The organism is Pseudomonas sp. LBUM1648, assembly GCF_059716145.1.
The window spans coordinates 4,605,824-4,624,588 of record NZ_CP166808.1; the positions used below are offsets into that span (position 1 = coordinate 4,605,824).

Genomic DNA, 18,765 nt, shown 5'->3' on the forward strand with positions numbered 1-18,765 from the left:
GCGTAGAACCTTAGAGACCGTGATGAGCCAACCCTGGAGCCCTGACAGCTGGCGCGCCCTGCCGATCCAGCAACAACCCCAATACCCCGACGCCGCGCATCTGCGCCAGGTCGAGCAAACCCTGGCCAGTTATCCGCCGCTGGTGTTTGCCGGCGAAGCGCGTGAGCTGCGTCGTCAGTTTGCCGAGGTGACTCAAGGCCGGGCGTTCCTGCTGCAGGGCGGCGATTGCGCTGAAAGCTTCGCTGAATTCTCAGCAGCCAAGATTCGCGACACGTTTAAGGTGCTGCTGCAAATGGCCATCGTCATGACCTTTGCCGCCGGTTGCCCGGTGGTCAAGGTCGGGCGCATGGCCGGTCAATTCGCCAAGCCGCGTTCGGCCAACGACGAAACCATCGACGGCGTGACCCTGCCGGCCTACCGTGGCGACATCGTCAACGGCATCGGCTTCGACGAAAAGAGTCGCGTGCCGGATCCGGAGCGTCTGCTGCAGTCCTATCACCAGTCCACCGCGACCCTGAACCTGCTGCGCGCCTTCGCCCAGGGCGGTTTTGCCGACCTGCATCAGGTGCACAAGTGGAACCTCGATTTCATCGCCAACTCCGCGCTGGCCGAGAAATACAGCCACCTCGCCGATCGCATCGATGAAACCCTGGCCTTCATGCGCGCCTGCGGCATGGACAGCTCGCCGCAATTGCGCGAAACCAGTTTCTTCACCGCCCACGAAGCGCTGCTGCTCAACTACGAAGAAGCCTTCGTGCGCCGCGACAGCCTGACCAACGATTACTACGATTGCTCGGCGCACATGCTGTGGATCGGCGACCGCACCCGTCAGCTCGACGGTGCTCACGTCGAATTTCTGCGTGGGGTGAACAACCCGATCGGGGTGAAAGTCGGCCCGAGCATGAACCCCGATGATCTGATTCGTCTGATCGACGTGCTCAACCCGAGCAACGATCCGGGGCGCCTTAACCTCATTGCGCGAATGGGCGCGAACAAGGTCGGCGATCATTTACCGGCGTTGATCCGCGCGGTACAGCGTGAAGGCAAGCAGGTGCTGTGGAGCTCCGACCCGATGCACGGCAACACTATCAAGGCCAGCAGCGGCTACAAGACCCGCGACTTTGCGCAGATCCTCGGCGAAGTGAAGCAGTTCTTCCAGGTGCACGAAGCGGAAGGCAGTTACGCCGGCGGGATTCACATCGAGATGACCGGGCAGAATGTCACCGAGTGCATCGGGGGCGCACGGCCGATCACTGAAGATGGCTTGTCGGATCGCTATCACACCCACTGTGATCCGCGGATGAATGCCGATCAGTCGCTGGAATTGGCGTTCCTGATCGCCGAAACACTCAAGCAAGTCCGCCGCTAAACTGCGTCACCTCCTTCGCGAGCAAGCTCGCGAAGGTGTCTGCTCAGTCACCACCGATCTGAGCCAATGCCGCCCGCAACCGCCCCGCACTCTCGCGCTGGCAATTAAGCTGCACCCTCTCCAACCCCAGCCAGTCCGCCATGCGCCGCAAATTCACCGCCAGCGCCAGCATCCCCTCCTCATCCAGCCCTGATTCCTCTTCATGCACCGCATGCACCACCAGCCGCCCCGCCGCCCGCTCGGCACGCAGATCCACCCGTGCGGCTATCCGCTCATTGTGCAAAAACGGCAGCACGTAATAGCCGTAAACCCGCTTGTCCTGCGGCGTGTAGATCTCCAGCCGATAGCGAAAATCAAACAACCGCTCGGTGCGACTGCGCTCCCAGATCAACGAATCGAACGGTGACAACAGCGCACTGGCCGGCACTTTGCGCGGGATTTTCGGCTTCGGCAGGCAATAGGCGATTTGCCGCCAATCAGCGACTTCGCAGGACTGCAATTGTCCGGCCTCAACCAACTCGGCCAGACGCGGACGCGCATCAGCCGGATTCAGACGAAAGTAATCACGCAGATCCTTTTCAGTGCCTACGCCCAGCGCCTGCGCCGCATGCAGTAATAACCCGCGCTGAGCCTCAGCCTCACCAGGCAAAGGCTGCTGCAGGATCGCCGAAGGAATCACCCGCTCCGGCAAATCATACAAACGCTCAAAGCCCCGTCGCCCGGCCACCGTCACTTCACCAGCGGCGAACAACCATTCCAGCGCATGCTTTTCCGCACTCCAGTCCCACCACTGTCCGGCCTTGTCTTCACGGGTCGACAAACTGCCCGCGCCCAATGCCCCACGCTCCTGGACCGCACTCAGAACCCGGCGAATGACATCCTGCTGCTCAAGACCAAACTTCGCCAGTTGCTGATAGATGTCCTTACCTTGCCTGGCCCGCTGCATGCGCCAACCCAGCAACGGATACATCGACAGCGGTAATAGCGACGCCTCATGCCCCCAGTATTCAAAAAGCGTACGACGACGCCCCGAACTCCAGGCGGCCTGGTCGAGCAAGTCAGAAGAATAGGAACCCAGACGGGAAAACAGCGGCAGGTAGTGCGAGCGCACCACGGCATTGACGGAATCGATTTGCAGCAGGCCCAGCCGTTCGATCAGCCGGTTGACGTGCGGCGCCTTGACGGTCGGCGGCTGGCGCCCGTTGAACCCTTGGGCAGCCAGCGCCAGACGTCGCGCCTGTTTAAGGGAAAAGGACAGTGTCGCGGGCATGAGCATCTCCTTGTCTGCTCGCAACCTACCTCAGTCCAGAAGTGTTTGTGTAGCAATGGCCTCATCATTTATGCATCGGATCGTCCCAGAACGGCCGCACTGACTCGTGCTCGACGTCGGCACGACTGACCCCGATGTCTTTCAGCGCTTCGTCGCTCAGACTGGCAAGCAACTCTCGTTCACGGTGCAGTTCGTACCAGCGGCTAAACTTGTGCAGCAGGTCCGAAACCATATGGCCATGGCCGGAAAACGCTTCTTCACCTACAGACTCTCTTTGACCTTTCATCGTCTTGACCTCCGTTGTGGATGGCTCAAGTCTCGCGCCGGCGCTAAGATCAATCCAACGAATGTTTCTGATGGCATGCATCACGGAGATTCATCAATTGTCGGCCTACCCCAGTATTGATACCGATGTACTGCGCACCTTTGTCGCAATTGCCGATCAGGGCGGTTTCACCCGCGCTGGAGAGATGGTCAACCGCACGCAATCGGCGGTGAGCATGCAGATGAAACGTCTGGAAGAAGACGTGCTGCAGCGCCAGTTGTTCGAGCGTGACGGCCGGCAGGTTCGCCTGACCGCCGAAGGCCAGGTGCTGCTCGGTTACGCGCGGCGCATTCTCAAGCTGCACAGCGAAGTGTTCAACACTCTGCGCGAGCCGCACATGGTCGGCACCGTGCGCATCGGCACGCCGGATGATTACGTGATGCGTTTTCTGCCGGGGATCCTGTCGCGATTTGCGCAGTTCTATCCGCTGATCCAGATCGAAGTGCATTGCGAATCGACCAAACAGTTGTTGCAGCGCACCGATCTTGATCTGTCGATCGTCACCCGCGAACCCGGTAACGAGATCGGCCAGTTACTGCGCAAAGAACGGTTTGTCTGGGCTGAAGCGCAAAACTTCAGCGCCCATGAGCAGACGCCGCTGCCGCTAGCGATGTTCAACAGTGATTGTTTCTGCCGCTTGTGGGCCTGCAATGCGCTGGACGCAATGGGTCGCGATTATCGCATCGCTTACAACAGCACCAGCCTGTCGGCGCTGATGGCGGTGGTGAGCGCGGGTCTGGCGATCACCGCGCAACTGGAAAGCCTGATCACCCCGGACATGCGCATTCTGGGAGCCAACGAGGATCTGCCGCTGTTGCCCGAGGCCAGCATCATGCTGATCCGCAACTTGAACAATCCGTCGCCGATCACTGAATGCCTCGCCGAGCACATCGTCGAAGGCTTCAAACTTTAAAGGCAAGCATCACCGCGCACAGCACCAGAAACCCGCAGAACAGCCCACGCAGGAGTTTTTCCGGCATCGCGTGGGCAACTTTCACGCCCCAACTGATGCTGGCCAGACCGCCGATGGCCAGCGGCAGACCAATCATCCAGTCCACTTCGTGGTGCACCGCGTAGGTCACCAGCGTCACGCCTGTGCTCGGCAGTGCCAGCGCCAGCGACAAGCCTTGGGCGACCACCTGAGTAGTGCCGAACAGGCTGGTGAGTACGGGCGTCGCCACGACTGCCCCGCCGACACCAAACAACCCGCCCATGGTCCCGGACGCCGCACCGAGTACACCCAGCCACGGCCAGGAATAACGCATCTCGGACGTTGGCGCCGGGCGCTTGCCGAACATCTTCAGCAAGTTATAGGCGGACAATGCGACCAGGAACGCGACAAAACCGATACGCATGGTTTGCGCATCGATGCCCACGGCCCAGATCGAACCGATCCACGCGAAGCAGAACCCCATCACCGCCAGCGGCAACGCATGACGCAGTTCGATGCGATTGCGCTGGTGATAACGCCACAGCGCCAGCATCACGTTCGGCACCACCATCACCAGCGCCGTGCCTTGAGCGATCTGCTGATCAAGGCCAAACCAGACGCCGAGCAATGGAATCGCGATCAAGCCACCGCCGATGCCGAAGATGCCACCGAGCGTGCCGAGGGCGGCGCCGAACAGCAGGTACAACAAAAACTCCATCACAGTCGAATTCCTCTTACGTCAGGCGAAACATCCTACGCAGTCGCGGCTGGCGGGGAAACGCATAGCAACGCACAATGGCTATGCCGAATTCGCACAAGCATTGAACCGACATGAATCCCAACCAATTGACCGATCAACTCGGACTGTTTCTCGATGTGCTGGAGAGTGGCAGCTTTTCCGCCGCCTCACGCCGTCATCCGCTGACGCCGTCGGCGGTTGCCCGGCGCATCGATAGCCTGGAAAGCGCGGTGGGCAGCCAGTTGTTCATTCGCAGCACGCATGCCGTACGCGCCACGCCGGCAGGTCTGGCCTTTGCCGAACGGGCGCGACGGATCGTTGCCGAACTGCAACTGGCCCGCGCCGAAGCGGTGTCGCTGAGCAGTGCGCCGGAAGGTTTGATTCGCATCGATGCGCCGGCTGCATTCGGGCGCCGACACTTGGCACCGGTGATTGCCGACTTTCTGGTGTTGTATCCGGGGCTCGACGTGCAGTTGCACCTGATCGACAGTTTCGTCGACATGCACGGCTCGAATCTGGGCAAAGTCGATCTGGTGCTGCGTGCCGGACAAATGGCCGATACCCGACTGGTCGCCACCCCGTTGGCGAGCATGGTGCGCATCGCTTGCGCCAGTCCCGACTACCTCAAGCGTCGCGGTGTACCGAATCATCCTGCGCAGTTGAGCGAACATGACGGTCTGGATTGGGACGGTCTCGCCCCACCCTTTGCGTGGCGCTTCGAACAGGACGGGCAGATGCAATTACACCGCCCGGCGCGCATCCGCATGAGCGCCAATAACGCCGAGGCTCTGGTGTGCGGTGCTTTGGCGGGGCTGGGCATCGCGCACCTGCCAACCTGGTTGGCCAGCGAATACCTGCTGCGTGGCGAATTATTGCCGCTGTTTTGTGAAAATGGCCTGCCACGACCCGAATCCACCGGCATCTACGCCTTGCGGATGGAGCAGCAGACCCACTCGCGCAGCCGTTTATTGCTGGAGTATCTCAAGACCCGCTTCAGCCCGGTGCCACCCTGGGATCTGGCGCTGCAACGGGACTTGGGCCGGCACTAGGTTTCAGAGAATTATCTGGCGCATTAAAGATTCGAGCGCTAGATTCATGAGCATCATTGATCAAGGTTTACACATGAGCACCGAACGCAACACCCCAGACCACTGCGAAGACCTGTTGCTGGATAATCAGGCCTGCTTCGCATTGCATTCCACTTCGCTGATGCTGACCAAGGTCTACAAGCCGCTTTTGCAAGCGCTGGGCCTGACCTATCCGCAGTATCTGGCGATGATGGTGTTGTGGGAGAAGGATGGTTTGACGGTGGGAGAAATCAGCACGCGACTGTTGACTGATCCCGGCTCCCTAACGCCGTTGCTCAAACGTCTGGAAGGTGAAGGCTTGTTGAGCCGGACCCGCAGTCGTGAGGATGAGCGCGTGGTGATTGTTGAATTGACTGCGAAAGGCCGAGCACTCAAGGAAAAGGCCAAAACCGTTCCGCAATGCATTCTCGGTGCCAGCGGCTTTACCCTTGAGCGCCTGCAAAATCTGCAGGCTGAGCTGCAAGTGCTGCGCAGTCATCTGCAAGACAGCCTTATCTAGAACCCAAGGAATCTCTTTTTCTGCTGAGATTTCGCCCGACCTGAACATTTTTTGCTGTCGGCTTTTGACCCTTCAACCTCTCTAGATCAATACATCCAGCGCGCTGAATCCCTCCACTTGGGCGCGCTCCTTCACTTTTCTTAAAAAATTATCTTGCGCACTAAATATTTGCGGACTATATTCACCTCGAACTTACTTAGCGCGCAAACAGTTAGCGCAATCAATGACACTAAACGAGGCCCACACCATGCAAACTCTCTACACCGCAATCGCAACCTCCACCGGCGGCCGTGACGGTCGTGCGATCTCCAGTGACAACGTCCTCGACGTCAAACTCGCCACCCCGAAAGAACTCGGTGGTGCTGGCGGCGCAGCGACCAACCCTGAGCAACTGTTTGCTGCCGGTTATTCGGCCTGCTTCATCGGCGCGCTGAAATTCGTAGCCAGCCAGACCAAGCGCAAAATCCCGGACGACGCGGCGATCACCGCTCACGTTGGTATCGGCCAGATCCCTGGTGGTTTCGGTCTGGACATCGACCTGCACATCAGCCTGCCAGGTCTTGAACAAGCCGACGCGCAAAGCCTGGTCGACGCTGCCCACCAGGTCTGCCCGTACTCCAACGCCACCCGTGGCAATGTCGATGTACGTCTGCACGTCACCGTGTAAATAAAGCAAAAAATCGCAGGCACAAAAAAGCCCGACTCAATGGTCGGGCTTTTTCTTTCCGCAAAAAGCAGTGCTTATTTGGCACGGCCTTTGTAGGAACCGCCTTCGCGGGTGTCGATTTCGATCTTGTCACCGATTTCGATGAAGTCAGCAACTTGCAGCTCGGTACCGTTGCTCAGCTTGGCTGGCTTCATGACCTTGCCGGAAGTGTCGCCGCGAGCCGAACCTTCGGTGTAGTCAACTACGCGCACGATGGTGGTCGGCAGCTCTACGGAAACCAGACGCTCTTCGAAGAAGATCGCTTCGCAAACATCGGTCATGCCTTCTTCAACGAAAGGCAGAACAGCTTCGATGTCTTCAGCGTTCAGCTCGTACATGGTGTAGTCAGTGGTGTCCATGAACGTGTAGGTGTCGCCGCTGATGAAGGACAGGGTCGCTTCTTTGCGGTCGAGGATTACGTCGTCCAGTTTGTCGTCGGCGCTGTAAACGATCTCGGTCTTGTAACCGGTCAGCAGGTTTTTCAGCTTGGTCTTCATGATCGCGCTGTTACGGCCCGACTTGGTGAATTCAGCTTTCTGAACCAGCCAAGGATCGTTTTCGAGACGGATCACGGTACCGGGTTTCAGTTCTTTACCAGTTTTCATTGCGAATATCCGAATTTGGATGGGATTTACAAAAATCTAGGCCGCGTATCATATCCAATTTAGGTAAAACTGTACCAGCGCCGCGGCAAGATCGGCTTGCAAGCCCTGTTCCAGGCACCATGCTTCTGCATTTTCCTGCAGTTGCGGCCAGTGCTTGCGGGCCGCTAGCCAGTGCTCGCCGATCGGCTGGCCGGCACTCCAGGCGCGCCACAGACCGTTCATCGCCTCGGCAGCAGCCGGCGAAAGTCCCTTTGTATAGAGCGCGAGGAAGGCATCGAGCTTGTCCAGATGAATGTCTTCGTCCTGCTGATAGATGTGCCAGAGCATCGGCCGCCCGGCCCACTGCGCCCGGACAAACGAATCCTCGCCGCGCACCGCGTTGAAATCGCAGCACCAGAGCAAATGATCGTATTGATCCTGACGGACGAACGGCAACACCTGCACGGTCAGCGCCTGACGGATATGAATCGCCCCGACAGAGAGGGTCTCAACACCGAGCCATCGCGCGACGTCGCCGAGAATCCGCCCCTCCGGCACCAGTAAGTGAGTCGGTGTGGCGTCTGCTGCCAACACGTCCAGCCAACTGGCCAGCCCGGCGTTCTCGTAGGCAAACAGGGAAATCAACTGGGCGTCAGGCGCGCGTTCAATCCCCAGACCTTGCAGGAATTGTCGCTGCGCTGCGGCATCCTGTTGAAACTGCTGACGCTGTGCAAGCAATCCTCGTTCACGCAATAGCCCACCGGTGCCTGGCTGGAAGCCCGGAAAGAAGAAGACTTTCTGCACCGATTTGTACTTCACCGACGGCAGGCCGTGGCAGCCGGTGACCCAGTCTTCGGCGCTCAGATAGTCGAGGTTCATCCATAGCGGCGGCTTCTCGCGCTCGGCCATGGCGTCCATGTAAGCACTCGGCAGTTGGCAGGCAAACGCGGCAATCACCACGTCGGCGGCGTCAGCATGGAGCCACTCGCTCGGCCAGTGGCGTACCTCGACGCCCTGCTGCCATTGCTGCGCTGCGCTGACGTCGATTTCCGGACAAATGCGCTCGAACGCGCGCAGATCATCGACCCACAGCCGCACCGTCAGCGAATGCTCGGCGACCAGTTGCCGGGCCAGACGCCAAGTCACGCCGATGTCGCCATAGTTGTCGACCACAGTGCAAAAAATATCCCAGCGGGTTTTCAATGGCGGCATTCAAGACTCCCCGTTGGCAAAAGCAGCGATTGTCCGCATAAATGACGTCGTGCAGAAGAGCCGACGGCGATTAATCTTCGTGCGACAATCGCCACTTGCCCGCACCCATCCGCCAGGAGGCAGCCATGCCCTACCGTCCTAACCCGCGTCGCCCCTTGCCCGTTCAGCTTAGCGCGTTGCATTTGACCGGCAGCATTGCCCTGGGCATGTGGCTGGGCTTCCTCGCGATTGCGCTGACATGCTGGCTACTCTCGCGTTTTATGTTCAACGAACAACTCGCGCCGGTTGCCCAGGCGGTGCAGCAACTGGCCAATCCGCCAGCAGTGCAAGCCGTTCCGGAGATACCGCCGCAGAGCCCTCTGTTCGATCAGTACGAAGAAAACCTGCGCAAGAACGAGCAGCAGAATCGTCTGGATCAGGCGCGTAGCAGCAACCGCAATCAGTCGAACCCGAAATGCCAGTTCTGGCTGCAACAGGACCAAACCGCGCCAAGCGAAAAGAGCCGCGCCAACGTTTTACAATTCTGCGATTGATCATGAACAAGCACAGCGTCCACCAATTGATTCTCGACAAATTGCGCATCGACCTCGATATCGCCGAACGTGCGGCACAAACCGCTTACGAAACCGCGACCCACGAAGAGAACATCGCCGAAAACAAGTACGACACCCTTGGGCTGGAAGCTTCGTATCTGGCGGCCGGGCAAGCGAAACGCGTCGAGGAAATTCGTCAGTCGCTTGCGCTGTGCCAGAACCTGACACTGCGTGCCTATGACGAAAACCGTGGAATTGAGGTCGGCGCCCTGCTCGGTCTGGAAGACGAAAAGGGTCGTGAGCAATGGCTGTTTCTGGCGCCGGATGCGGCGGGCCTGAAGGTCGACGTGGTCGGCCAGCCGATTACCGTCATCACCCCGCGCTCGCCGCTGGGCAAAAGTCTGCTGGGCAAGTTCGAAGGTGATGAGGTGGAGATTCTGGTGGCGGGAACCCGGCAACAGTTTGCTGTCACCGAGGTGCTCTGAAGCAGGGACTTAGTGGACTGGCAGTTCGACGCCGTCGAACAGTTCTTCCAGCTCTTGCTTGTTGTGGCACTGAATGGCTTTGGCCATCACTTCGCGGGTCAGGTGCGGCGCGAACTTCTCAATGAAGTCGCACATGAAACCACGCAGGAAGGTGCCACGACGGAAACCGATCTTGGTGATGCTCGATTCGAACAGCTCGCTGGCATCCAGCACCACCAGATCGTTGTCGAGTTTGGTATCGACGGCCATTTTCGCCACGATGCCCACACCCAGACCCAAGCGCACATAGGTTTTGATCACGTCGGCGTCGGCAGCGGTGAACACCACTTTCGGCGTCAGGCCACGGTGGCTGAATGCTTCGTCGAGTTTCGAGCGGCCGGTGAAACCGAACACGTAAGTCACGATCGGGTATTCGGCCAGTGCTTCGAGGGTCAGCTTCGGCAGCTTGGTCAGCGGGTGGCCCTGGGGCACAACCACGCAGCGGTTCCAGCGGTAGCACGGCATCATCACCAGATCGCCGAACAGCTCAAGCGCTTCGGTGGCGATGGCGAAATCGACGGTGCCGTCAGCGGCCATTTCGGCGATCTGCATCGGCGACCCCTGGTGCATGTGCAGCGCCACGTCAGGGTATTGCTTGATGAAATTGCTGATCACCGGCGGCAACGCATAACGCGCCTGGGTGTGAGTCGTGGCGATCGACAGCGTACCTTTCTTCTCGTTGGAGAATTCCTGGGCGATCTGCTTGATGCTTTCGACCTTGCGCAGAATCTCACCGGCAGTGGTGATGATGCGCTCGCCGGCTGGCGTGACGCGGGTCAGGTGCTTGCCGCTGCGGGCAAACACTTCAACGCCGAGCTCATCTTCCAACAGACGGATTTGTTTACTGATGCCCGGTTGCGAGGTGTAAAGGCTTTGGGCTGTAGCGGAAACGTTGAGGTCGTGGTGCGCCACTTCCCAGATGTAGCGCAATTGTTGAAGCTTCATATGTATCCCTCAAAGCAGGTAGACGCCACGGGCATCAGCGACGGTATATAACTATATTAATGGTTTGAAGAATAAATCTAGAACTTTTTTGTCAAAGTGCCATTATTCCTGCCTCAGCGATCCTCCCGGCGCCGACGCTCCACCAGCGGCACCAGATAAACCGGCACCTTGGCCAATTGCAGTACCCGCGCCGCCGTGCGCCCCAAGGGTGTTTCCGCGCCTACCCCGTGGCTGTGACTTCCTACGATCAGCAAATCGACAGAGAGTTTCTGCGCCTGGTCGAGAATCACCTGCGAAGGATCGCCCTGTAGCACGCGCACCGCGCAAATCCGCTGCAGATCCTGCTCGCCCTCCTCGCCCAGTTCTTCACGAAAACTGTCGAGCACCCGCTGCTCGATATTGGCGATGACAGTTTTCAGACCCTGGCTGTGGAATTCGTTCAACGCCTGCTCGTCGAGATAACTCTGCAACACAGATTCGGCAAACAGCCCCATTGGTTCCACCGCATGCACTACATATAAGTCGGCATCGAACGTTCGCGCCAAGGCCAGGGCATGCTGCATCACAAACGGCGCGTACAGACCGAGGTCAGTGGCATACAGCATCGAACGAATCATATGACCTCCTCGCAAGCCAACATGGCGGAGATTTGATTCAGCTTAGCAGTGCCTTGGCGAGTACGACGTGTGACGCAACGTCTTGAAGCACAGGGCCTTTAGATCGATGGTTCGTTGCTGATGCCGTGTGGCACATGGCCGGTTGCAACCACTTCGCGGGCAAGCTCGCAGTGGCCGGCCTGATCGTCAAAGAACACGTCGGCGGCAAACGCTTCGAGAAACGCCGATTTGGTCAGGCCGCCGAGAAACAGGGATTCATCGAGACGGATGTCCCACTCGCGCAACGTGCGGATGACTCGTTCATGGGCCGGAGCCGAACGAGCGGTCACCAGCGCGGTACGGATCGGGCAGTCATCGTCGGGGAATTCGCGTTGCAGCAGATTGAGCGCCGCCAGGAAGCCCTTGAATGGCCCACCGCGCAATGGCTCACGCGCCGATTCGCGCTCCTTGGCCTGGAACGCTTCCAACCCGCCTGACTGATAAACGCGTTCCGACTCGTCGGAAAAGATCACCGCGTCACCGTCGAAGGCGATGCGCAGTTCGTCGCTGGCCGCACGGCTGGCGCCCCCGGACAAAATGGTCGCGGCGGCGAAGCCGGCATCCAGCGCCGCGCGAACGTCCTCGGCATGGGTGGAGAGAAACAGGTCGCAACCAAACGCCTTCAGATAGGGATAAGGACTGCGCCCGCCGACAAACGCCGCGCGGGAAATCGCCAGGCCGTAATGATGAATCGAATTGAACACGCGCAACCCGGTGTCGGCGCTGTTGCGTGACACCAGAATCACCTCGACCCGCGCGCGGCCGAGGCGACTGTTCAGGCTCAAGAGTTTTTCCACCAGTGGAAAGGCGTCACCGGGCGCGAGGATCTCGTCTTCGTGCTCGATCTGGTATTGCCGGTAGGCTTCGACGCCGCTCGACAGGTAGACCTTGTGGCTCTCGCTCAGGTCGAACAAGGCGCGTGACGAAATCGCCAGCACCAGTTTGTCATCGATGTTCTTCGCCATGCCTTCCCCCGCCCCCACAACAAAAAACCGACTTAAACGTTACGTCGGTCGATAAAACTCAAATTGCGATACAGCGCCTCGATGCGCGGCAGCTCACAGCCTGCCGCTCTCGCCGCCACCAGTGGTCGGGCATAAATCGCCTCCAGCTCCAGCGGTCGCTTATGCAAAAAGTCGTGGTACATGCTCGGCCAGTAGTCGGGCATTTTCTCGGTCATCATGAACAGGTACTCGGCATAACCGGGCGGGATCTCGTGACCGCAAGCCCGCGCGCCCTGCACCACTTCGGCCATAAGCGCCTGGATCAATGCGCGGCTGTCGTCGTCGGCCATCAGTGGCGTAGTGCTGGCGCCGAGTAACACCGAGAGACCGTTGTAGGGAATATTCCAGACCAGTTTCTGCCAGCGTGCCTGATGTAGATTGGGCATTGCCTGGGAGTCGATACCCGCGGTGCGGAACAGTCCGGCGCCCTCTTCGACCAACGCCATGCGTGCCGCGTCATCGACTGCCGGGCCGCTGTGATAACCGACGTTTACTGCGCCGAGGGCTTGGTGGGTAATCTGCCCCGGCCCGTCGCGATGCACGCAGACCAGACACAAACCACCCAACACATGCAGGGACTCAGGCAACAACTCACGCAGACTGTCCTCGACGTCCAGACCATTTTGCAGCACCAGCACTTTCGCATCGGGCCTGGCCGCTTGAATGATCGCCGGAGCGAGGCCTGCCGAACTGGTGGTCTTGGCGCCGACCAGCAGCCAGTCGCACTTGGGCATGTCTTCAGCAGCAGAATAAGCCTGCACCGGATTCAGCGTCAGCTTGCCGTGCACCGCGCTGTCCACCTGCAAGCCGCGCTCGGCCACAGCCGAAAACTCACTGCGCAACAGAAAGTGCACATCGAATCCGGCGCGTGCCAGCATCAATCCGTAGAACCCGCCGATGGCGCCAGTACCGATGATCCCCACTAGCGGTTTGTTGATTGTCCCCATTTATGGCAACTCCTCTGCAATTCGACCCAGAGCCTGCGCCAGCGACGCGTTCAGCTCTTCGGCCGTAAGGCGCGTATGCAATGCCCCAAAGAACTCACCGTCGCGCACCACAAACAGCGCCGGCAAATGAAAGACCTGGTAACGCTCCACCAGCCCGCCGTTGTCACTGGCGTCGATCCAGCACAGCCGATCCACCGCCAAGTCGAAACCGGGCAATACCTCACGGGCATAGCGGCAACTGGCGCAGCCGACGCTGGTGAAAATCACCAGAGAAACGCCACTCATCGCCAGCAGCCGCTGGTCGGCGTCGAAATCGGTCAGTTCGGATTCGACCACTATACTGGGGGAAACAATGTCAAATGGCCGACACAGGGAGTCTGTGCTCATGGGACGTTTCATTCCTCATCCGGACGAAGTGCCGGTTGAATTAACCTTACTCAAGCCTGAGTGTATTTCCAGGCAACGGCTGCACACTATCAGCCTCGGCGGGATCGCTTGCAATTACCACCGTGCCTGGCGCCACGGTACGGCCCTGCAAGTGCGCCTGCCGACGCTCAATGCCGACATCTGTTTTCCGGGGTACGTGGCGTGGTGTTTGCGCCGCAAAAAAGGCTATCTGCTGGGTATCGCCTTCACCGACGAACAAACGCTGTTCAGCGCGCGAATGGGTGAGCAGGTGTGTCAGATCGAACGCTACTGCCGCATGAACGACACCCACGACGACCTGCAGGATATTCAGGCGCTGGCCCTGCAATGGGTCGAACAGCACGCCGACGAGTTCTCCCAGGACAGCGTTCGCAAGGCTTTTGCCCAGCCAGTGCTGGATTAAAGCGGCGTTTGCCCATTGTCGAGCAGCGCCTGACGCGCTAAGGTTCCGTTCCCCCGACGCGCTAAAATCTGCTGTGCTCCGCCGCGCGGGGATCGCTGGCGGCCGGCACCCGTGACCTGACGAGTAAACGATGGCTGATTTACCGATCAACGACCTAAACGTCGCCTCTAACGAGACCCTGATCACTCCCGATCAGCTCAAGCGTGATATTCCTCTGAGCGACGCTGCCCTGCGCACCGTCACCAAGGGCCGCGAAGTCATTCGCAACATTCTTGATGGCACCGACCACCGTCTGTTCGTAGTGATCGGTCCGTGCTCGATCCACGACATCAAGGCTGCCCACGAATACGCCGAGCGCCTGAAGGTGCTGGCTGCGGAAGTCTCCGATACCTTGTATCTGGTCATGCGCGTGTATTTCGAAAAGCCGCGCACCACTGTCGGCTGGAAAGGTCTGATCAACGATCCGTATCTGGACGACTCCTTCAAAATTCAGGACGGTCTGCACATCGGTCGCCAGTTGCTGCTGGACCTGGCGGAAAAAGGCCTGCCGACCGCTACCGAAGCCCTCGACCCGATCTCCCCGCAGTATCTGCAGGACCTGATCAGCTGGTCGGCCATCGGCGCGCGTACCACAGAATCCCAGACTCACCGTGAGATGGCTTCCGGCCTGTCCTCGGCAGTCGGTTTCAAGAACGGCACCGATGGCGGTCTGACTGTGGCGATCAACGCCTTGCAGTCGGTTTCCAGCCCGCACCGTTTCCTCGGCATCAACCAGGAAGGTGGCGTGTCGATCGTCACCACCAAAGGCAACGCCTACGGTCACGTAGTGCTGCGCGGTGGCAATGGCAAGCCGAACTACGATTCGGTCAGCGTTGCCCTGTGCGAGCAGGCGTTGAACAAGGCGAAGATCAAGCCGAACATCATGGTCGATTGCAGCCACGCCAACTCCAACAAGGACCCGGCCCTGCAACCGCTGGTGATGGAGAACGTCGCCAACCAGATCCTCGAAGGCAACCAGTCGATCATCGGCCTGATGGTCGAGAGCCACTTGAACTGGGGCTGCCAGGCGATTCCAAAAGACCTCGCCGATCTGCAATACGGCGTGTCGATCACCGATGCTTGCATCGACTGGTCCGCCACCGAAAACACCTTGCGCAGCATGCACGCCAAGCTCAAGGATGTTCTGCCAAAACGCCAGCGCAGTTGATACGCGGTTTACAGGCATAAAAAAACGCCGGGCATTGCCCGGCGTTTTTGTGTGTGGCGTATGGCTCAGATCTTCGCGGCGCGACGCTGATGACGCTCCATGTAGCGCTCGACGTAGGAGCACGATGGAATCACCGTGTAGCCCATTTCTTCGGCGTATTGCAGCGCGCTTTCGGTCAGCGCTGCGGCAATACCACGGCCGCGCAGGGCGTTGGGCACAAACGTGCGATAGATGTCCAGGGTCTGTTTCCCCAGATCCATATAGGTCAGGTAGGCACGATGACCGTCCACATTGGTCTCGAACTGATGACCAGCCTGGTCATGGTGGATGGACAACGCCTCGCTCATCACTACTCCTCGCGGGTCTTGAATTCTGACCCCTACCTTACCGATGTTTTTCCGGCGAAGGAACATCTACGCCACCCCGTGCCTGTCGGACACCGAGAAGAGACACACCGATCTCGCACAACCGAGCACGTAATAAATAGTAGGCACCATTGGCGAAATTGCTCAAGGTGCGCTCGTCATCACGCTCAAAGACCGGGGTTGCTCCGATGGACGCAGGGTGGCTGGGGGAGAAGATCTCCCCGGCCGACTACCTGAACATTGCCGGATGTTGAGACTTAAGACGTGCGACCTTTTTTAAAGTCACCTCAACATGGACAAAGATAAGCGAAGCAGCACACAAATCCGGAACAAAAGTATGGACGAAGTCATATAGACAGACTTTAGCCACTACCTGCAATACAGCACGAGACACCGGGAACTTTTTCTCAATAACTCGCTCTGCGCGGGGCTTGCAGCTGGATACTTTTTAAACAGCTCAGTTAAAAGTTGCTCGAAAAAGAATCAACGCCTACAATTTTTTTTGCTTCTTGCCTTACGTCAGTTTACTTACTACAAGTAATGGGTAGTATGTACGCCGGCTATTTCCTCAATCGGAGGAGACAGCCACTTAATTGAAAGTCCTTGAAGGGGAACACGATGAACAACGTTCTGAAATTCTCTGCTCTGGCTCTGGCCGCAGTTCTGGCTACCGGTTGCAGCAGCGCATCGAAAGAAACCGAAGCACGTCTGACCGCTACTGAAGACGCAGCTGCTCGCTCCCAGGCTCGTGCAGACGAAGCTTACCGTAAAGCTGATGAAGCTCTGGCTGCTGCTCAAAAAGCACAACAGACTGCTGACGAAGCTAACGAGCGTGCTCTGCGCATGCTGGACAAAGCTAGCCGCAAGTAATAATCCCTCGGGATTGTTATCAAGCCGACCCATTTTTTGGGTCGGCTTTTTTGTGCCCGACGCTTTTGTCCGGTCATAAAAAAACCCGCCGATGCTGACATCGGCGGGTTTTGTTTTTCAGCTTACTGTTGCAGGTCGATCGGCGCAGTCGAAACAATCGGTGCCGAAGTACTCGGCGTACCGATTTCCGTCGGCAGGCCGTCTTCGGCCGCGACCACATCACGTACCACATCCCAGTTCATGCGCAGGTTGTTGGTGACGTCTTCACGCTTGAGCATCGCGTTGATCACCGCGGTGTGCTTGTCGACCACCGACGGGTTGCCCTTGTCGTCGATCGGCGTGTGCGCTTCCAGATAGACCTTGCCACCACTGCGACCGAACTTGTACGCATCGTTGATGATACGCACCGAGGTACCGACCGGGACCATGCCGGCCATCTCCAGCACGTTGTTGTTGAACATGCGGAAACAGCCATGGCTGGTGCGCATACCGATACCGAACTTCTTGTTCGAACCGTGAATCAGGTAGCCCGGAGTACCCAGGGTGAACTTGAACGGCCCCAGAGGATTGTCTGGACCTGCCGGCACCACGTTTGGCAGCGGATCACCATCAGCGGCGTGCTCGGCCTTGATCGACGCTGGAGGCGTCCAGGTAGGGTTCGGCGTCTTCGCCGTGATCGAGGTGTGCGCGATGGGCGAACCCCAGCCCTCACGACCAATACCCAGCGGGAAGGTGTACACCACGTTCCGGCCTTTCGGGAAGTAGTAGAGACGATATTCGGCAAGGTTGATGACGATGCCTTCACGCGGGCCTGGCGGCAGAATGAAACGCGTCGGCAGGACGATTTCGGTACCGGCACCCGGCAACCAGGCATCGACGCCCGGGTTGGCCGCAACCATTTCCGAATAACCCAGATCGTAGGTTGTGCCCAGATCGGCGAAAGTGTCTTCGTACTTGGCTTTGATCACCTGCACCTGGCCGATGATGTCCTCACCGGGAGGTGGCAGGGGAAGCTCCAATGCAGCAACGGGACCGGCCACACACAGGGCGGCAAGTGACAGGCAGCGGGTGACGGCAGGAAAGCGCGGCAACATCCGGAAAATCCTTCGCATGATCAACAAGGGTATAAGTGCGCGATTGTACACCGCGCCTCGGGAATTCGGGGAGATGCGCCGATAGACCGTGCAAAGCGGCCTGAATGGCTTTAAAGCTCGAAGCGCAACTCAGGCCAGATCGGCGAAGTGCCGCGCTTCTGCGACTCCAGGATTGCCCGGCACAGCGAACACAGACGCTGGTCCTGGAACACCCGGCGATCCACGCTCGACCAGCGCGGCTGTGCCGGCAGCAGACTGCCGCACAGGGTGCGATCGGCCGAGCCGCCCAATTCGAGTTGACGGGTCACCAGATGCACCCGCACTTCCTGGCAGGCGAACAGATCCAACTGCTCGTCAGGCTCGATCAGTTGGTAGGCAAACAGGGACCAGGCAGAACGCGGCATTGGGGGCTCCAAATAAGGGGGCGCCACATTAGCCGAAAGCCTGCCGCTAGAAAAGCCTCATAACAGGGGTTTTAGCGTAGGCCAGACATTTTCCAGCAACTTGCCCTGAGCCCCGGCCGCCGGGTGCAGACCATCGGCCTGCATCAGGTCTGGATGACCGCCTACACCGTCGAGAAAAAACGGCACCAGCGGGATCTTTTTATCCTCGGCGAGATTGCCGTAGACCTTGGCGAAGGCATCGGTGTAGCGCTTACCGTAGTTAGGCGGCAATTGCATACCGAGCAACAGCACCTTGGCGCCGCTTTGGCGAGAGCTGTCGATCATCGAGGCAAGATTTTGTTGCAATTGCGTTGGCGGCATTCCGCGCAAGCCGTCATTGCCTCCCAACTCGAGAATCACCAGCTCAGGCTTATGCTCTGCAAGCAGCGCTGGCAGGCGCGCCTGGCCTCCGGCACTGGTGTCGCCGCTGATGGAGGCATTCACTACTTTGTCGTCGAAACCCTCCTGTTTGAGCCGTTGCTCAAGCAACGATACCCATCCCAAGCGGGTATCCAGTCCGAAACCGGCGCTGATACTATCGCCAACGATCAGGACAGTACCCGCCGCTGCGTTCTGGGCCATGCACATCAAGGCCAGGCCAGCACTCAAAAACCACACACGCATC

At 58.8% G+C, this 18,765-nt stretch carries 24 protein-coding genes; 10 read left to right on the forward strand and 14 right to left on the reverse strand.

The genetic code is table 11. The features are described 5' to 3' along the window. Positions 1-22 precede the first annotated feature (22 nt). Entirely contained in the window at positions 23-1,369 is a 1,347-nt protein-coding gene (locus ACA043_RS20800) for a class II 3-deoxy-7-phosphoheptulonate synthase (protein WP_187681366.1), read from the forward strand. Between the two features lie 43 nt (positions 1,370-1,412). Here the strand turns inward: ACA043_RS20800 and ACA043_RS20805 are convergent, their stop codons facing one another. Both ACA043_RS20805 and ACA043_RS20810 read right to left on the reverse strand, forming a co-directional pair. Further along, positions 1,413-2,639 (reverse strand): winged helix-turn-helix domain-containing protein, encoded by a 1,227-nt coding sequence (locus ACA043_RS20805; protein WP_497657842.1) that lies wholly within the window; start codon positions 2,637-2,639, stop codon positions 1,413-1,415. Positions 2,640-2,703: 64 nt separating this feature from the next. Beyond that, positions 2,704-2,925, reverse strand: coding sequence for a DUF1127 domain-containing protein (locus tag ACA043_RS20810; RefSeq protein WP_187677670.1), 222 nt, complete (start codon positions 2,923-2,925; stop codon positions 2,704-2,706). Positions 2,926-3,022: 97 nt separating this feature from the next. On the opposite strand from ACA043_RS20810, the gene ACA043_RS20815 reads away from it, so the two are divergent. Then, entirely contained in the window at positions 3,023-3,877 is an 855-nt protein-coding gene (locus tag ACA043_RS20815) for a LysR substrate-binding domain-containing protein (protein ID WP_187677831.1), read from the forward strand. On the opposite strand, the gene ACA043_RS20820 is transcribed toward ACA043_RS20815, so the two are convergent. After that, on the reverse strand, positions 3,867-4,613 hold the full coding sequence (locus tag ACA043_RS20820; RefSeq protein WP_222944061.1) for a sulfite exporter TauE/SafE family protein: 747 nt from the start codon (positions 4,611-4,613) through the stop codon (positions 3,867-3,869). The genes ACA043_RS20815 and ACA043_RS20820 overlap by 11 nt on opposite strands. A 113-nt stretch (positions 4,614-4,726) precedes the next feature. Here ACA043_RS20820 and ACA043_RS20825 point away from each other — a divergent pair, with 113 nt between their 5' ends. From ACA043_RS20825 to ACA043_RS20835, 3 genes are all read left to right on the forward strand, one after another. After that, complete coding sequence (locus tag ACA043_RS20825) at positions 4,727-5,683, forward strand: LysR family transcriptional regulator (protein ID WP_187677672.1); 957 nt, start codon at positions 4,727-4,729, stop codon at positions 5,681-5,683. 73 nt (positions 5,684-5,756) lie between these two features. Then, positions 5,757-6,221, forward strand: coding sequence for a MarR family winged helix-turn-helix transcriptional regulator (locus tag ACA043_RS20830; protein ID WP_401271952.1), 465 nt, complete (start codon positions 5,757-5,759; stop codon positions 6,219-6,221). Between the two features lie 247 nt (positions 6,222-6,468). Next, a complete protein-coding gene (locus tag ACA043_RS20835; protein WP_187677674.1) occupies positions 6,469-6,888 on the forward strand; it encodes an organic hydroperoxide resistance protein in 420 nt (139 codons plus the stop codon). 74 nt (positions 6,889-6,962) lie between these two features. Here the strand turns inward: ACA043_RS20835 and ACA043_RS20840 are convergent, their stop codons facing one another. Together ACA043_RS20840 and earP are read right to left on the reverse strand one after the other, a co-directional pair. Continuing rightward, positions 6,963-7,532: an elongation factor P gene (locus ACA043_RS20840; protein ID WP_028619992.1), complete on the reverse strand. Its 570-nt coding sequence runs from the start codon at positions 7,530-7,532 to the stop codon at positions 6,963-6,965. A gap of 48 nt (positions 7,533-7,580) precedes the next feature. Beyond that, complete coding sequence (gene earP / locus ACA043_RS20845) at positions 7,581-8,723, reverse strand: elongation factor P maturation arginine rhamnosyltransferase EarP (protein ID WP_497657843.1); 1,143 nt, start codon at positions 8,721-8,723, stop codon at positions 7,581-7,583. A gap of 125 nt (positions 8,724-8,848) precedes the next feature. Between earP and ACA043_RS20850 the strand changes: the two genes are divergently transcribed. After that, positions 8,849-9,256 carry a hypothetical protein gene (locus tag ACA043_RS20850; protein ID WP_187677676.1) on the forward strand — a complete coding sequence of 136 codons (408 nt, stop codon included), beginning with the start codon at positions 8,849-8,851 and terminating at the stop codon, positions 9,254-9,256. A 2-nt stretch (positions 9,257-9,258) separates the two neighbouring features. Continuing rightward, positions 9,259-9,741, forward strand: a complete 483-nt coding sequence (locus ACA043_RS20855; RefSeq protein WP_042607891.1) for a GreA/GreB family elongation factor — start codon at positions 9,259-9,261, stop codon at positions 9,739-9,741. 9 nt (positions 9,742-9,750) lie between these two features. On the opposite strand, the gene cysB is transcribed toward ACA043_RS20855, so the two are convergent. The 5 genes from cysB to ACA043_RS20880 form a co-directional block, all read right to left on the reverse strand. Next, the gene (gene cysB / locus ACA043_RS20860) at positions 9,751-10,725 is read right to left on the reverse strand and encodes an HTH-type transcriptional regulator CysB (protein ID WP_007908591.1); all 975 of its coding nucleotides are present in this window, start codon (positions 10,723-10,725) and stop codon (positions 9,751-9,753) included. 113 nt (positions 10,726-10,838) lie between these two features. After that, entirely contained in the window at positions 10,839-11,342 is a 504-nt protein-coding gene (locus tag ACA043_RS20865; RefSeq protein WP_187677677.1) for a universal stress protein, read from the reverse strand. 98 nt (positions 11,343-11,440) lie between these two features. Beyond that, on the reverse strand, positions 11,441-12,346 hold the full coding sequence (locus ACA043_RS20870) for a 5'-nucleotidase (protein WP_187677678.1): 906 nt from the start codon (positions 12,344-12,346) through the stop codon (positions 11,441-11,443). Positions 12,347-12,378: 32 nt separating this feature from the next. After that, positions 12,379-13,332 carry a putative 2-dehydropantoate 2-reductase gene (locus tag ACA043_RS20875; RefSeq protein WP_497657844.1) on the reverse strand — a complete coding sequence of 318 codons (954 nt, stop codon included), beginning with the start codon at positions 13,330-13,332 and terminating at the stop codon, positions 12,379-12,381. Then, entirely contained in the window at positions 13,333-13,719 is a 387-nt protein-coding gene (locus ACA043_RS20880; protein ID WP_187677680.1) for a thioredoxin family protein, read from the reverse strand. Here ACA043_RS20880 and ACA043_RS20885 point away from each other — a divergent pair. Beyond that, on the forward strand, positions 13,718-14,161 hold the full coding sequence (locus ACA043_RS20885) for a PilZ domain-containing protein (protein WP_489879080.1): 444 nt from the start codon (positions 13,718-13,720) through the stop codon (positions 14,159-14,161). The genes ACA043_RS20880 and ACA043_RS20885 overlap by 2 nt on opposite strands. A 130-nt stretch (positions 14,162-14,291) precedes the next feature. After that, positions 14,292-15,368: a 3-deoxy-7-phosphoheptulonate synthase gene (locus tag ACA043_RS20890; protein WP_042560279.1), complete on the forward strand. Its 1,077-nt coding sequence runs from the start codon at positions 14,292-14,294 to the stop codon at positions 15,366-15,368. Between the two features lie 65 nt (positions 15,369-15,433). Here ACA043_RS20890 and ACA043_RS20895 read toward each other — a convergent pair whose 3' ends face one another. Then, positions 15,434-15,715, reverse strand: a complete 282-nt coding sequence (locus ACA043_RS20895) for a GNAT family N-acetyltransferase (protein WP_003226804.1) — start codon at positions 15,713-15,715, stop codon at positions 15,434-15,436. A gap of 636 nt (positions 15,716-16,351) precedes the next feature. Here ACA043_RS20895 and oprI point away from each other — a divergent pair. Then, positions 16,352-16,603, forward strand: a complete 252-nt coding sequence (oprI, locus tag ACA043_RS20900; RefSeq protein WP_003199355.1) for an outer membrane lipoprotei OprI — start codon at positions 16,352-16,354, stop codon at positions 16,601-16,603. Between the two features lie 122 nt (positions 16,604-16,725). Here the strand turns inward: oprI and ACA043_RS20905 are convergent, their stop codons facing one another. From ACA043_RS20905 to ACA043_RS20915, 3 genes are all read right to left on the reverse strand, one after another. Next, positions 16,726-17,697 (reverse strand): L,D-transpeptidase family protein, encoded by a 972-nt coding sequence (locus ACA043_RS20905; protein ID WP_187677683.1) that lies wholly within the window; start codon positions 17,695-17,697, stop codon positions 16,726-16,728. Positions 17,698-17,807: 110 nt separating this feature from the next. After that, on the reverse strand, positions 17,808-18,101 hold the full coding sequence (locus tag ACA043_RS20910) for a hypothetical protein (protein WP_007955656.1): 294 nt from the start codon (positions 18,099-18,101) through the stop codon (positions 17,808-17,810). Between the two features lie 57 nt (positions 18,102-18,158). Beyond that, the gene (locus ACA043_RS20915; RefSeq protein WP_489879079.1) at positions 18,159-18,764 is read right to left on the reverse strand and encodes an arylesterase; all 606 of its coding nucleotides are present in this window, start codon (positions 18,762-18,764) and stop codon (positions 18,159-18,161) included. Position 18,765: the final 1 nt, after the last annotated feature.

Bases quoted from the DNA above. Each gene is read 5' to 3' on its own strand.
- ACA043_RS20890 (WP_042560279.1), top strand. From the start codon at position 14,292: ATGGCTGATTTACCGATCAACGACCTAAACGTCGCCTCTAACGAGACC.
- ACA043_RS20870 (WP_187677678.1), bottom strand. From the start codon at position 12,346: ATGGCGAAGAACATCGATGACAAACTGGTGCTGGCGATTTCGTCACGC.
- ACA043_RS20810 (WP_187677670.1), bottom strand. From the start codon at position 2,925: ATGAAAGGTCAAAGAGAGTCTGTAGGTGAAGAAGCGTTTTCCGGCCAT.
- earP (WP_497657843.1), bottom strand. From the start codon at position 8,723: ATGCCGCCATTGAAAACCCGCTGGGATATTTTTTGCACTGTGGTCGAC.
- ACA043_RS20835 (WP_187677674.1), top strand. From the start codon at position 6,469: ATGCAAACTCTCTACACCGCAATCGCAACCTCCACCGGCGGCCGTGAC.
- oprI (WP_003199355.1), top strand. From the start codon at position 16,352: ATGAACAACGTTCTGAAATTCTCTGCTCTGGCTCTGGCCGCAGTTCTG.
- ACA043_RS20905 (WP_187677683.1), bottom strand. From the start codon at position 17,697: ATGTTGCCGCGCTTTCCTGCCGTCACCCGCTGCCTGTCACTTGCCGCC.
- ACA043_RS20855 (WP_042607891.1), top strand. From the start codon at position 9,259: ATGAACAAGCACAGCGTCCACCAATTGATTCTCGACAAATTGCGCATC.
- ACA043_RS20895 (WP_003226804.1), bottom strand. From the start codon at position 15,715: ATGAGCGAGGCGTTGTCCATCCACCATGACCAGGCTGGTCATCAGTTC.
- ACA043_RS20840 (WP_028619992.1), bottom strand. From the start codon at position 7,532: ATGAAAACTGGTAAAGAACTGAAACCCGGTACCGTGATCCGTCTCGAA.
- ACA043_RS20875 (WP_497657844.1), bottom strand. From the start codon at position 13,332: ATGGGGACAATCAACAAACCGCTAGTGGGGATCATCGGTACTGGCGCC.
- ACA043_RS20885 (WP_489879080.1), top strand. From the start codon at position 13,718: ATGGGACGTTTCATTCCTCATCCGGACGAAGTGCCGGTTGAATTAACC.
- ACA043_RS20850 (WP_187677676.1), top strand. From the start codon at position 8,849: ATGCCCTACCGTCCTAACCCGCGTCGCCCCTTGCCCGTTCAGCTTAGC.
- ACA043_RS20825 (WP_187677672.1), top strand. From the start codon at position 4,727: ATGAATCCCAACCAATTGACCGATCAACTCGGACTGTTTCTCGATGTG.
- ACA043_RS20800 (WP_187681366.1), top strand. From the start codon at position 23: ATGAGCCAACCCTGGAGCCCTGACAGCTGGCGCGCCCTGCCGATCCAG.
- ACA043_RS20910 (WP_007955656.1), bottom strand. From the start codon at position 18,101: ATGCCGCGTTCTGCCTGGTCCCTGTTTGCCTACCAACTGATCGAGCCT.
- ACA043_RS20830 (WP_401271952.1), top strand. From the start codon at position 5,757: ATGAGCACCGAACGCAACACCCCAGACCACTGCGAAGACCTGTTGCTG.
- ACA043_RS20805 (WP_497657842.1), bottom strand. From the start codon at position 2,639: ATGCCCGCGACACTGTCCTTTTCCCTTAAACAGGCGCGACGTCTGGCG.
- ACA043_RS20820 (WP_222944061.1), bottom strand. From the start codon at position 4,613: ATGGAGTTTTTGTTGTACCTGCTGTTCGGCGCCGCCCTCGGCACGCTC.
- ACA043_RS20865 (WP_187677677.1), bottom strand. From the start codon at position 11,342: ATGATTCGTTCGATGCTGTATGCCACTGACCTCGGTCTGTACGCGCCG.
- cysB (WP_007908591.1), bottom strand. From the start codon at position 10,725: ATGAAGCTTCAACAATTGCGCTACATCTGGGAAGTGGCGCACCACGAC.
- ACA043_RS20915 (WP_489879079.1), bottom strand. From the start codon at position 18,764: ATGCGTGTGTGGTTTTTGAGTGCTGGCCTGGCCTTGATGTGCATGGCC.
- ACA043_RS20880 (WP_187677680.1), bottom strand. From the start codon at position 13,719: ATGAGCACAGACTCCCTGTGTCGGCCATTTGACATTGTTTCCCCCAGT.